The organism is Paenibacillus sp. OAS669, assembly GCF_014873645.1.
Taxonomy (GTDB): Bacteria; Bacillota; Bacilli; order Paenibacillales; family NBRC-103111; genus Paenibacillus_S; species Paenibacillus_S vulneris.
Genome location: NZ_JADBDR010000012.1, coordinates 116,370 through 129,933 on the forward strand (window position 1 = coordinate 116,370; position 13,564 = coordinate 129,933).

Here is a 13,564-nt window from a genome sequence, read left to right on the forward strand (position 1 = left end):
CGATGAAAAAAGTGATGATCATCGGTGCTGTCGGAGCCGGAAAATCGACCCTGGTCAAAGCCCTGTTTGGCGAGAGCGGGCCGGCTGTCAAGACGCAAAGCCTGGTTTATCGGGAATGGATCATCGATACGCCCGGAGAATACAGTGAGAACCCGATGTATTACCGATCGTTAATGGCTACCTCCCATCAGGCCGCGGCGATCCTGCTGATTCAGGATGCGACGCGAACGCGCAGCTACTTGCCTCCCGGATTTGCCGGGGGCTTCCCGATACCGGCGCTAGGGGCCGTCACGAAGACGGATCATCCGCAAGCGGATTCGGCTAAGGCGGTAGCCCTCCTTCGGCAATCCTTGCCTGAAGGGGATATTTTCTTGACTTCATCTGCTACCGGCGAGGGAATCGAAGCGTTGAGGAACAGGCTGATGCCGTTCGTGAATCCGTCCGGGAAAATGTAGCCGGAAAAACGAAGAAGGCTGTTCCAAGGGGATGTCTTCCTAAAATGTGTCTATTATGTGACAATGGAGTCATTGGATCACAAATCATGAAAGCGATGTGGGATTCCCGATGATATCAATCACAGCAATGTGTAAGGAGCGCACCTTGTTAAGCCTGGAAGAAACGGCGGTTATCGAGGATATGGCCCGCCACTTGCAGCTCATCGCCGATGTCTCGCAATCCGATGTATTCATCGATTGCCCGCTGCCTGATGCAGGGACGGCGCTCGTTGTCGCACAGGCGCATCCTGCCACCGCCCCTTCCTTGTACAAGACGTCGGTGATCGGTCAGCTGGCCTATGCGCATAACGAGCCTGCCGTCATGTACTGCCTGCTTTCCGGCCAGCCGGTCATCGGCTCGCGGGGAATCTCGCAGGAGCATATTGCGATGCAGCAGCATGTGGTCCCTATTCGGGCCCAAGCCGAGGGAAGGGTAATAGGTGCCTTGATTATGGAACAGGACATCTCCGAGAGACTGGAGCAGGAAAAGCACGTGGAGCATCTGATGGAGACGACGGAGCAGCTGAGCGAGACGCTCCTTAAGATGGCCATGTCCGAAGGCAGCATGCCGATGCTGATGCATGAAGGCATCATTTTGTTTGATGAGATGGAGCGGGTTACCTATACGAATCCGCGGGCCGTCCTCATGCTGAGGGAGATCGGTCACGCAGGCTTGCTGAAGGGAAAGACGCTGGCAGAGCTTTTTTACGACCGTTTGGAGAGCCAATCGGTGGTTGGACATAGGGGGATTTTTCATGAAGACATTCAGCTTGGAGTGACGGCCTTCGAGCTAAAGGCGGTATCCATCTACAAGGGACAACGAGTGGTCGGAGGTCTGATGCTGGTTCGGGACGTCTCGGATTTGAGAGAAAAGGATAAGCAGCTTATGATGAAATCCGCCGTCATTAAGGAAATCCACCATAGGGTGAAGAATAATCTGCAGACGGTCTCGAGCCTTCTCCGCCTGCAAATGCGCAGAACGAAGCTGGACGAAGTGAAGACTGTGTATCGCGACAGCATAAACCGGATCAACAGCATCGCAATTATTCATGAAATGCTTGCCTTTGACGGACTGGATACGATTCGCTTCATCGATGTGGTGGACCGGATCGCAAAAAATATCGTCTCCTCAACGGCGAAGCCGGATCAAAGCATCCGCGTCCACCTATGTGGTGATGAGCTGACGCTGCCTTCGGATATGGCGACAACTCTTGCTCTGGTCGTCAATGAGCTCATACAAAACTGCGTGGTGCATGCCTTCGCGGACAGAGAGAGCGGGGAGATCGATATCGCTCTTCGGCGCAGCGGTCAGATTGTGACCGTAAGGGTGGCTGACAACGGAGTCGGCATCCGTTCGGAGAAGCGGACTGACCCGAAGGGACATTTGGGTCTCAAAATAACGGAGACGCTCGTCAACGAAAATCTCGGCGGCAGGATGAGCATAACGTCAGACGGGAGCGGTACGGAGGTTCAGCTTACATTTTCGCTTGCGAAAGCATAGTTGGGAGGGCTGCAGCTATGAAGCATACCATTGTCGTTGTTGACGACGATCCGATTATTCGCATGGATATCCGCGAAATGCTCGAGGAGGAAGGCTACGCGGTAGCCGGGGAAGCGAAGAATGGCGAGGAGGCTGTCGCGCTCGTAGCCAGGCTGAAGCCCGATCTTGTCATCATGGATGTCAAGATGCCGGTTATGAACGGGATCAAGGCTTCCCGGATCATCCGCAAAATGCAGGACACCTCCGTGCTGCTGCTGACGGCTTACAGTCAGAAAGAGCTCGTGCAGGACGCCAAAAGCGCGGGAGTGGCCGCATATCTCGTCAAGCCGGTCTCGGAGGAGGATTTGATCCCGGCGGTAGAGATTGCCTTGAGCCAGAAGGAACGCATCGACGGCTTGAAAAAAGATTTGGAGGAGCTTAGGCAATCTCTCGAGGACCGCAAACGCATAGAGAAGGTCAAAGGCATGCTGATGAAAGTTTACGCCCTGGAAGAGGAGGAAGCTTACCGTAGACTGCGCGATGCCAGTATGGCAGCAAGAATTTCCTTGGGCAAGCTCGCTGAGCAGCTGCTTGCGGAAGGCCCGGAGATTGGGTTTCTGACGGCGAGAAACGGGTGAGGGTATGGATAACCGCAGTGGAGAGCACTGGATCACCAGTGTAGGAATCGATATAGGAACAAGCACGACCAAGATGATTATCAGCCGTCTGAGACTGGCCCGAACCTCCGGCGCGTTGAGCCTGCCGAGGTATGATATCGTCGAAAGAGAGCTGCTGTATGCAAGTCCCATCTACGGCACTCCTTTGATAAGCGCCGATGAGATCGATGCGGAACGGATCGGGGAGCTGCTGGCTGAGGACTATGCGCGGGCAGGAGTACGCGCAAGCGAGCTGAAATCGGGAGCGGTCATCATTACTGGAGAGACCGCTACTAAAGCCAATGCAAGACAAATCGTCCATCTGCTCGCGGAGCGTGCAGGCGATTTTGTCGTAGCTGCAGCAGGCCCTGATCTGGAGGGGCTGCTGGCGGGGAAGGGAGCGGGTGCCGAGCAGCGCTCCAGGCATACCCGCGGAGCCGTCGTGAATATCGATATCGGCGGCGGGACGGCTAATGCGGCAATCTTTCAAAGAGGCCGCCCGGCAGGGACGATGACCTTTCACGTCGGGGGCCGTTTAATCGAGCTGGATCGCAGAGGAACCGTTACGGCTGTATCCGGGGCCTTGAAGCCATGGCTGGACGCTAACGGGTTCCAGCTGGAACCCGGTCAAACCGTTAGCTACGGGCTGCTGAAGCAAATATGCACAGGCATGTGCCAGACTCTCCTGGAAGGCTTGCTGTGCCCGATGACGCAAGAGCCGATGAAGGAGGACACGCTCAAGCTGGTGCTCGGACGCCCGCTTCCTGTCCTTCCGCCGGTGGAGGAATGGATGATCTCCGGCGGTGTGGGCAGACTTATGGCTCTGCCGAAGCCCCTCACTTTGGAGCAGACTGCGGTTCACGGAGATATAGGCCCGCTGCTGGCACACGCAATGAAGGAATGCTTGGAAGCCTCCGGGCTTCGGTTGATCCAGGCCGAGGAAACGGTGAGGGCTACCGTGATTGGAGCCGGTATGCAGAGCACGGAGATCAGCGGGGCAACCGTTCATGTGGATGAGAAGCTGCTGCCGATTCGCAACGTGCCGGTGGTGAAGCTGGAGCTTGCGGCTGAAGCTTTGGATCGGCCCGGACTGCTGGAGCAGCCTATCGATCATGCGATGGCTGCCGCTTCAAGCCTGTATGAGCGTAATGACGCCGCATCAGCCTCCATCGCGGTAGCTCTTCCCGCTCAGAAGTACTGGAGCTACGCAGTCCTTCAGCGATTGTCCGCACTTCTTGTGGAGGGCTATAAGCGGTATTTTCCCGAGAGCAAGGTCATGGCGGTTATTTGTGCGAACGATATCGCCAAGGCGCTGGGCCAATCTCTGGCCAGGCATAGCGGCGGAAGGCCCGATATCATCTGCATCGATCAAATAACGGTGGAGCACGGCGATTATATCGATCTGGGAGAGCCGATCGGAGGCATGATGATCCCGGTAGTGGTCAAAACCTTAGCCTTCCACGGCGGGAACAGGAGGTAGACGAGTGAAGCTGAAGGTTGCTTTGCACGGCACAACGTTTCAATTCAAGGACTTGAAGGAAGTGCTGGCCAAGGCCAATGAAGAGAAATCCGGCGATCAATTGGCCGGCATTGCGGCCCGGGACGCGAAGGAGAGAATGGCTGCGAAGCTGGTGCTGGCGGATCTGACGCTGGGAGACATTCGCAATCATCCGCTGCTGCCCCCGGAAACCGATGAGGTCTCCAAAGTGATCGAAGAGGCCGTAAATGAGAAGATCTATGCCGAAATTCGAGGCTGGACCGTAGCCGAGCTGCGGGAATATGTTCTTAGGCAGGAAACGGGCGGCAGCGAGCTTCGCCGAATCAGCAGAGGGCTGACGAGTGAAATGGTGGCAGCCGCAGCCAAGCTGATGAGCAATCTCGATCTGATTCAGGCTGCATCCAAGATGGAAGTGACGAGTCATTGCAACATTACGATAGGGCAAAAGGGCGTCCTGGCGGGCAGGGCGCAGCCGAACCATCCGACAGACAATATCCAGGGAATTAAGGCGTCCTTGTTTGAGGCATTGAGCTATGGAATCGGCGATGCGGTACTGGGCATTAACCCCGTTATCGATACGGCGGAGAGCGTGAAAGAGATCCTGCTCACAACCAAAGAGGTGATGAGCAAGTGGCAGATCCCTACTCAAAACTGCGTATTGGCGCATGTGAAAACGCAGATGAGGGCGATCCGTCAGGGAGCTCCGGCGGATATGATTTTTCAAAGCCTTGCCGGGACCGAGGACGGCAACAAAGCTTTCGGCATTCATGTCGGGCTGCTGGATGAGGCCGATGACCTGATCCGAAAGGAAGGCACGGGAACCGGACCGAACCTGTGGTACTTCGAGACCGGGCAGGGCTCCGAATTGTCTGCAGAGGCGCATCACGGGATCGATCAGGTAACGCTGGAATCCCGCTGTTACGGTCTGGCCCGAAAATATAAACCCTTCATCGTGAATACCGTAGTCGGCTTCATCGGACCTGAATATTTGTACGACGCCAAGCAGGTCATTCGCGCCGGTCTGGAGGATCATTTTATGGGGAAGCTGCAGCAGCTGCCGATGGGCGTTGACGTATGCTATACCAATCATATGAAAGCAGATCAGAATGATATGGATAATTTGGCCGTACTGCTGGCGGCCGCGGGTGTCAATTACTTGATCGGCGTGCCGATGGCGGACGACTGCATGCTAAATTACCAATCGACGAGCTATCACGATATAGCGACACTGCGTGAAATGATGGGTCTTCGTCCTGCTCCTGAATTTGAGCAATGGCTGGTACGAATGGGCATTATGGAGAATGGCAGATTGACCCCGAGTGCCGGCGACCCCACGATCTTCATGTAGTGAATAAACCAAATCCGAGAGGAAAGGAGCAGGAGGATGAATCGAACGATTCCGTTGGAGCTATTGGTCGATCAGGTCATGGCGCAGCTGGAGAAGAGGCAGCTGTTGGAGGATAAGCCGATTGTCAGCGATGCTGCTGCTCCATCATCGGCGGCAGGCTTCTATAATAACCTCGGCATCAGCGATGCTGCGGATCGGGAGTCCGACTCTGCCGCAGGTGAAGAGGAGATGACGATGGAGGCGGTCTCTCACGTACCTCATCCGAAATGGAAAGAAGGGATGACCGAGCTGTTATCCAGCACTCCAGCTAGAATCGGTGTATGGCGCACAGGGACACGGGCCTTGACCAAAGAAATGCTGAAGTTCCGCTGCGACCATGCTGCGGCCGTCGATTCGATCTATGGGGAAGTCAGCTCGTCGCTGCTGGATGCTTTCGGCTTGTTTCAGGTCGAAACGTATTATGAGAATACGGATAATTACTTGAAACGGCCGGATCGGGGACGGATGATTACTCCGCAAGGCGTCGAGCTGATTCGGAGCCGGTGCGTCATGAAGCCGCAGGTTCAAATTGTGGTTTCGGATGGCCTGAGCGCTAACGCTATCGACGCCAACCTGCCGGATGTTTACCCCTCCCTGCTCGATTCTCTTGCTTCTTACGGCTTGAAGGCGGGGACTCGCTTCTTCGTTCGCGGCGGACGGGTTGCGGTGATGGATCATATTGGAGAGCTCCTGCAGCCGGAAGTGCTTGTACTGTTGATCGGGGAAAGACCGGGGCTTGTTTCGTCCCAGTCGATGAGCGCCTATATGTGCTTTCGTCCGCGCAAAGGGACCGTGGAAAGCGAGCGCACCGTTATCTCTAACATTCATCGTGGAGGGACTCCTCCGGTCGAGGCGGGGGCACATATCGGAACGTTGCTTAAAACGATGATTGAGCAGCAGGCCAGCGGTGTGAACATGGAGCTGTAAGCGGTCAGACTGGTCCAGCTGATTAGTTACCCATCTTCCAGTAAGGAGGTGACCTTCCATGTCCACAGTCATTGGAGTCATTATTATTCTCATTGCCTGCCTGTTTGCTCTAGGTATTGTCCGAATAGCCAACAACAATATCCGTAATTACAAAGAAAGCGAGCACGAAAGCTTCTTGGGCAAGTAAAATCTCACGTCAACCGGCAACGACAATCAGACGTTATCCTTAGGAGGAGGTTGAATCCATGAGTGTACAATCTCATCACCACGATAAGGACAAACAAGATTTAAACAAGTTCGGTTACGCACAGGAGCTTCTTCGCAGCATGGGCGGCTTTTCCAACTTCGCCATTTCCTTCTCGATCATTTCCATTCTTACCGGTGCCGTTTCCCTATACGGGCATGGGCTGACTTACGGCGGTCCGGGAATGATGGGCTTCGGCTGGCCGATCGTCGCACTGTTCGTCATGTTCGTGGCCGCTGCGATGGCAGAGCTGGCGTCCGCTATTCCTACGGCAGGCGCGCTGTACCATTGGGCGGCGATTCTGAAAAACAAGCGGTGGGGCTGGTACACAGCCTGGATCAATCTGATCGGACAAATCGGCATTGTCGCAGGGATCGATTATTCGGTGGCGCTGTTTGCCGACCCGCTTCTCGGCAGTGTGTTCGGCTATACCTCGGACAATACAACCGTGTTGATTGCATTTACGGTCATCCTGCTGACCCACGGCATTCTAAACCATATCGGGATACGTATCGTAGCGAAACTGAATGATTTTTCGGCTTGGTACCATATTATCATCGTGGCGGTGCTGGTCGTTTCACTTGCCTTTTTCACCAAGGGAGGCTTGAACAGCTTCGACTACTTGTTCAAGGTTGGTGAGACGTTCTCCGACAAGCCGTATATGTTCGCCTTCCTGATCGGGCTTTTGCAGGCGCAGTGGACGTTTACCGGATATGACGCCTCGGCGCATACCATTGAAGAGACGATTAATCCTCGCGTACGCGCCCCTTGGGGGATTTTTACCTCCGTCGCTTATTCGTTCGTCATCGGGTTCCTCATGCTGGCCTTCGTTACCTTGTCGATCAAGGATGCAGGGGCGGCCACAGGGTCCGATAATGCGTTCATCTATGTCATCAGTCAGGCGCTCGGCGGTACGTTCGGTTCCATTGTGTTATGGCTCGTTACAGCGGCTATGTGGTTCTGCGGGCTGTCCTCCATCACTTCGTTCTCACGGATGATGTACGCATTTTCCCGGGACAAAGGGATGCCATTCAGCCGTCAATGGGCGCAAATCTCCAAGAAATTCCGCACTCCGGCCAAAGCCATCTGGCTGGCTATTGTACTCTCGTTCCTGCTCGCCTTTGTCGATTACCTCATCAAGCTTGCTAACCCAGACGCAAAGTATACAACGATCGCTTTCTTGACCGCAGTGAGCGTCGTCGGCTTATATGTAGCCTATGGTATTCCTATTTGGCTGAAGCTTAGAGCGAAGGCTAGCGGAAGATTCCAGGAAAAGCATCTGGGTCCGTGGAATCTGGGCAAATACAGCGATGCCATATCGATCGTTTCTCTCATCTGGATCGTATTTATTTGCATTATGATGGTCATTCCGCCGAACGAGACGGCTGGCTATGCGTTGGCGGCTATGCTGATCGTTCTGGTCATTATGGATCTGGCATATTATAAGAACCATTTCCCGGGTCCCCAGGCGGCTTTGAACACATCCATGGAGGAAATTCTTCGGCGTGAAAGAGAGCTTGACAGCGGCTCTTCCTCAGGTCCGGGTATGAGCCATAAGGCTTGAACCTTTTTGTCTCTATTAAACAGCCCGGATGGCTGTCGGGTTGTTGAAAAACCCTGTTTTGCGAGAACTATGCTACATATGGAAGTGGAGTATGCCTTGGAGGAGTTTACGTCCACCTTTGAAACCCGTGAAAATACCGCAAAATCTAATCCTATTTCACGGGTTTCAACAGTGGCTGAAGGGGCATACCCCACCGGTGTATTACTGTTAATGTTCAAGCTTTATAAGTTTTTCAACAGACCCAACAGCCTGAACGGCTGTTTTTTCTTTTCTTGGCGTCTTCTTTAACCGGAATCGATCCGGTGGTACAATGGTAGCGGCATATCTTCATCAGCAGTTTGCACAACGAGCATTAGAATGACTTGGAGGTTATTATGACGAAGCTATTAGTCGTAGGAAGTGTAAATATGGATATTGTGACCCATGTCACGAAGCTGCCTGTCCCGGGGGAGACGGTCAAAGGGTTAAGCACGGATTATTTTCCCGGAGGCAAGGGAGCGAATCAGGCGGTAGCGGTGTCAATGGCAGGTGCAGAAGTGACGTTCGCCGGAGCGGTCGGAGAGGATGCTTACGGTCCCCGGCTTATCGAATCGCTGCAGAGCAAGGGGGTTCGTACGGAGAATATACTAAGGAAGCCTACGGGCTCCGGTATTGCTTATATTAACGTCGACAATAGCGGCGAGAATCATATCATTTTGTCCGAAGGAGCAAACGGCCAGTTCTCCGCGGACGACCTGCTTCGTGGTTCTCGTTGCTTTGAGGGCGTGCAGGGACTCCTGTTGCAAAATGAAATTCCATGGGAAACAACCGTTCAAGCCTTGAAGCTGGCCCGCAGCCATGGTGTGTTCACCTGCTACAATCCGGCTCCGGTAGCGCCTGTTCCTTCAGAAGTATGGCCGCTGATTGATCTTGTCGTCGTGAATGAAAGCGAAGCGGAGCAGCTGACGGGTATCCATGTGGAGCAGCCGGATTCTTATAAGCAAGCTGTGGAAGCGCTGCTCGCACAAGGCGCTCAATCGGTGCTGTTGACATTGGGGGAGAAGGGCTGTATCTTTGCGGACCGGCAGGGGAAGGAGGTTAAGCAATCGGCATTCCGGGTAAAGGCTGTCGATACAACAGCAGCCGGAGATACCTTCATTGGAAGCTTCATGGCTGCCTATTTGTCCGGTCAAGCCTTGGAGGACAGCCTTCAATTTGCTTCAGCCGCCTCTGCCATTGCTGTGTCCAGAGCAGGGGCTCAAGCATCTATCCCTTCACGCGAGGAGATCGAAGCTTTTTTACAGGCTCAGCATCAATAAGCTTATACGGACGGAGCTGCTTCGGCAGCTCTTTTTTTGTTTTGACAAAATTTATTAATTTTGAGGTAAACAAGGCAACAAGGAGTAAAGATTCGCATGGATGCTTGTGCTATTATGTAAACGCTATCATAAACCATTGTACAAGACACATGGTTTACCGATACAGAAGCGAAGGAGGAAAGAGACCGCTTTCTTAGAAACCGGGTAGACAAGCCGATAATTGATCAACACAACGAAAGTAGCTTGTACAAAATCTTGAGGAGGAGATCCATTGTACGCAATCAAAAAAAGCTTGTCCGTTTTCATGGCTGTTACGCTGGCCGTATCCCTGTTTGCAGGAATCGGCAATTTCGGGATAGGACTTGCAAGTGCCGCTTCCCAAACAGGAGCCTCGGGCTCCAAATTTGACTTCGGATCCGATACAAGCCCGGTAGCCCCGGGGTATACTCAGGTTTCCAATACGATGATTTATAGCGCAGCAAGAGGGTACGGCTTGGATAAGACGGTAAATAACCGGGACCGGGGGACGTCCGACCCTTTGCTTCGTGATTTTATTCTTGCCTCGGACTTCACCTTCAAGGTGGATTTGCCCAACGGGGATTACTCCGTACGAATCATTGCGGGGGATGCTATTGCATCGAACAAAACTGACGTCAAAATTGAAGGCGTTTCCATGGGCACGCTCTCTTCAGGTACAGGGAGCTATGCGGAAATGACCAAGAACGTGCAGCTTACCGACGGTCAAATGACCTTTCAATTCAGCAAGGACGGACGCGTGAACGCCATTGAAATTACCCCAAAGCAAGCGCCGGCAGGGCTGACCGTTACCTCGGTAACGTATGACCTGCATCCGACGGTCAGTCTGGTATGGGAAGCGGTCTATGGAGCGGCAGGATATGATCTGTACCGCTCATCGGACGGAGGCGGCGAATTTGCCAAAATAGCGGGTACTACAAGCCCCTCCTATACGGATAGCACCGTACAGCTTGGCGGCACCTATCAATATCAGGTGACCCAGCTGCTGCCGAAAAACATCGAGTCGGCACCGAGCCAACCGATAACAGTCGCCGTACTGGACAGGTCGGTTCCCGCTCCATCTGCGCCTGCGGGCTTAGCGGTAGCATCGGCCGGTAAGGAACAGCTTGCTATCCGATGGAACGCGGTCGATCGGGCGCTGCAGTATCAAGTATACCGCTCCAAGACGGAAAAGGGACCTTTCCAGCTGGTAGGAACCACAGCGGAAACAACCTATGTGGATAACGGCGTCTTCACAACGATGCCTTATTACTATCATGTGGCGGCGGTCAACTCCGGCGGCTTGTCGAACCGTTCCGAGATTCTAGCTGTGCCGGTGATGACCATTTTGAAGCGGCAGATGGAGAGCCTGGACCGTGCTCCGGTCGCGGTGAAAGTAGAGGGCGGGGTCTATACCGGCTGGCGTCTGTTCGGGACGGATGATCCTTCGACGACCTTTAATTTGTACCGGGACGGGCAGAGGGTGAACGACACACCTATTGCAGACAGCACCAACTATCTGGATCCGGCAGGGACGCTCCAATCCGAATATGAAATCCGGGCTGTCGTCCGCGGGAACGAGGAATCGCAGGGTGAAACCTTCCGCGTATGGAACCAAAACTACCTCGATGTTCCTTTGAAAAAGCCTGCCGACGGCGTGACGCCTGCCGGAGAAGCTTATTCATACAGTGCCAATGATGCGAGTATCGGGGATTTGGATGGGGATGGAAAATATGAACTTATCGTCAAATGGGATCCGTCCAACTCTAAAGACAACTCTCAATCCGGTTATACGGGAAATGTGTATGTAGATGCGTATAAGCTCGATGGTACGATGCTGTGGCGCATCGATTTGGGACGAAACATCCGTGCCGGCGCACATTATACCCAGTTTATGGTATATGATCTTGACGGTGACGGCAAAGCGGAGGTTGCATTCAAGACAGCCGACGGAACCATAGACGGAACCGGTCAGGTTATCGGGAATGCCAAAGCGGACTACCGCAATTCCAGCGGATATATTTTAAGCGGGCCTGAATTCCTGACTATTTTTGATGGTCTGACCGGGGAAGCATTGGTGACGACCGACTATGATCCGCCTCGCGGCAATGTATCCAGCTGGGGAGACAGCTACGGCAACCGGGTAGACCGCTTTTTGGCAGCGATCGCTTATTTGGACGGAGAGCGGCCAAGCCTGATCATGGCGCGCGGATACTACACCCGAACCGTGCTGGTGGCCTATAATTGGCGGGATGGCAAGCTGACCAAGCTGTGGAAATTCGATACGAATGATGCCGAGAACGCAAGTTATACGGGTCAAGGCAACCATAATCTTTCTATCGCCGACGTCGATCATGATGGAAAAGATGAAATTACGTATGGAGCAATGGCCATAGACGATAATGGGAAACTATTGTATTCCACCGGTCTTGGGCACGGGGATGCGATGCATCTGGGTGACCTGGATCCGAACCGTCCGGGGATGGAATATTTCGGAGTACACGAGGAATACCCGAATCCTGCCGGTCTGGAATTCCGCGATGCGGAGACAGGGGAGCTCATCTGGGGCATTCCGACAAATTACGATGTAGGTAGAGGGATGTCGGCCGACATCGATCCGCGTTACCCCGGAGAGGAAATGTGGGCCACGGGGGATGCAGGAGGTGTCTACAACACCAAGGGAGAGAAGATCAGCTCCTCCCGTCCATCGGTGAACTTCGGCATCTGGTGGGATGGAGACTTGCTTCGCGAGCTGCTTGACCACAAGTATACCGATCCGGTGGGAGTAGGTAAAATTGACAAATGGGATTATATGAACAGCAAGTCGGTTAACCTGTTGACAGCTGCAGGTACCTATTCCAACAATACGACCAAGGGAACCCCTTCGTTACAAACCGATTTATTCGGCGATTGGCGTGAAGAAGCCATTTGGCGTACGGAGGACAGCAGCGCGCTTCGCATTTATACGACGACGGATCTGACTTCTCATCGCCTGTACACACTGCTTGACGATCCGGAATACCGGTTGTCCATAGCATGGCAAAACGTCGGTTACAATCAACCGCCGCATCCGAGCTTTTACTTGGGAGACGGAATGGCTGCTCCGCCTGTACCTCATTTGAACCGCATCCCGATGAAAGCAGCCGGTATTTCGATCACTTCCTCCGCTGCACAGGTAGACGCAGGACAAAGCCTGAAGCTAAGCGCGCGCGTACAGCCGGATGCAGCAACGGACAAATCTATCGTATGGAGCGTTCAATCGCCTGAAGGCACCGCCACCTCGCTAGCTTCCATTGATGCCAATGGCGTTCTTACAGCCCTGGCATCGGGAGAGGTTGTCGTGAAGGCTCAAGCCGCGGACGGCTCGGGAGTCACCGCACGATATGCGGTGAACATAACGATTCCCGACGGACCGGCAGCCAGCGGACCAGGCAAAGGAGTGTTATCCAGTGATAACGGTCATGATACCGGCCTACAGGACGGCGATTACAGGATCACGATGAACCTATGGTGGGGAAGCAACGGAACCGTCTACAAGCTGTACGAAAACGGTCAGCTGATAGATGTGAAGACGCTCACCGACCAAACGCCGAACGCCCAGACAGTGTCGACGGTGATAAGCGGAAAGCCTAACGGCACTTATCAATACACTTGCGAGTTGATCAATCGCCATGGAACAACGGCTTGTGAACCGGTGACGGTGCAGGTCAACCAGGCAGTGCCGTCTAAGCCGGTATTGTCCCATAATAACTGGGACGGTGACGGGGATTATGAGGTACAAATGAATCTGTGGTGGGGGACCAACGGCAAAACCTATAAGCTGTACGAGAACGGAGTCCTGATAGATACCCAGAATCTTGTGCAGGCAACTCCTAAAGCTCAATCGGCAATTACGGCGATAAAAGGAAGGAAGCCGGGTAAGTATCAGTATGTCGGAGAGCTGATTAACGACGCGGGAACAGTAACAAGCGATAAGATCACGGTTGAAGTAAAGAAATAAT

10 protein-coding genes are annotated in these 13,564 nt (G+C 53.6%); all 10 read left to right on the forward strand.

The features are described from left to right. The first annotated feature begins 2 nt into the window (after positions 1-2). Positions 3-455 carry a EutP/PduV family microcompartment system protein gene (locus GGC63_RS23675; RefSeq protein ID WP_192704428.1) on the forward strand — a complete coding sequence of 151 codons (453 nt, stop codon included), beginning with the start codon at positions 3-5 and terminating at the stop codon, positions 453-455. Positions 456-564: 109 nt separating this feature from the next. Then, positions 565-1,995, forward strand: a complete 1,431-nt coding sequence (locus GGC63_RS23680) for a sensor histidine kinase (protein ID WP_192704429.1) — start codon at positions 565-567, stop codon at positions 1,993-1,995. A 17-nt stretch (positions 1,996-2,012) separates the two neighbouring features. Further along, the gene (locus GGC63_RS23685) at positions 2,013-2,612 is read left to right on the forward strand and encodes an ANTAR domain-containing response regulator (protein WP_192704430.1); all 600 of its coding nucleotides are present in this window, start codon (positions 2,013-2,015) and stop codon (positions 2,610-2,612) included. Positions 2,613-2,616: 4 nt separating this feature from the next. Next, positions 2,617-4,110, forward strand: a complete 1,494-nt coding sequence (locus GGC63_RS23690; RefSeq protein ID WP_192704431.1) for an ethanolamine ammonia-lyase reactivating factor EutA — start codon at positions 2,617-2,619, stop codon at positions 4,108-4,110. A 4-nt stretch (positions 4,111-4,114) separates the two neighbouring features. Next, entirely contained in the window at positions 4,115-5,476 is a 1,362-nt protein-coding gene (locus tag GGC63_RS23695) for an ethanolamine ammonia-lyase subunit EutB (protein WP_079910906.1), read from the forward strand. A gap of 36 nt (positions 5,477-5,512) precedes the next feature. Beyond that, on the forward strand, positions 5,513-6,442 hold the full coding sequence (eutC, locus tag GGC63_RS23700) for an ethanolamine ammonia-lyase subunit EutC (RefSeq protein ID WP_192704432.1): 930 nt from the start codon (positions 5,513-5,515) through the stop codon (positions 6,440-6,442). 58 nt (positions 6,443-6,500) lie between these two features. Further along, positions 6,501-6,629, forward strand: coding sequence for a hypothetical protein (locus GGC63_RS34970; protein ID WP_256865350.1), 129 nt, complete (start codon positions 6,501-6,503; stop codon positions 6,627-6,629). A gap of 58 nt (positions 6,630-6,687) precedes the next feature. Further along, the gene (locus tag GGC63_RS23705; RefSeq protein WP_192704433.1) at positions 6,688-8,250 is read left to right on the forward strand and encodes an amino acid permease; all 1,563 of its coding nucleotides are present in this window, start codon (positions 6,688-6,690) and stop codon (positions 8,248-8,250) included. A gap of 374 nt (positions 8,251-8,624) precedes the next feature. Beyond that, positions 8,625-9,548 (forward strand): ribokinase, encoded by a 924-nt coding sequence (gene rbsK, locus GGC63_RS23710; protein ID WP_192704434.1) that lies wholly within the window; start codon positions 8,625-8,627, stop codon positions 9,546-9,548. Positions 9,549-9,852: 304 nt separating this feature from the next. Then, positions 9,853-13,563, forward strand: a complete 3,711-nt coding sequence (locus tag GGC63_RS35215; RefSeq protein WP_192704518.1) for an Ig-like domain-containing protein — start codon at positions 9,853-9,855, stop codon at positions 13,561-13,563. Position 13,564 lies beyond the last annotated feature (1 nt).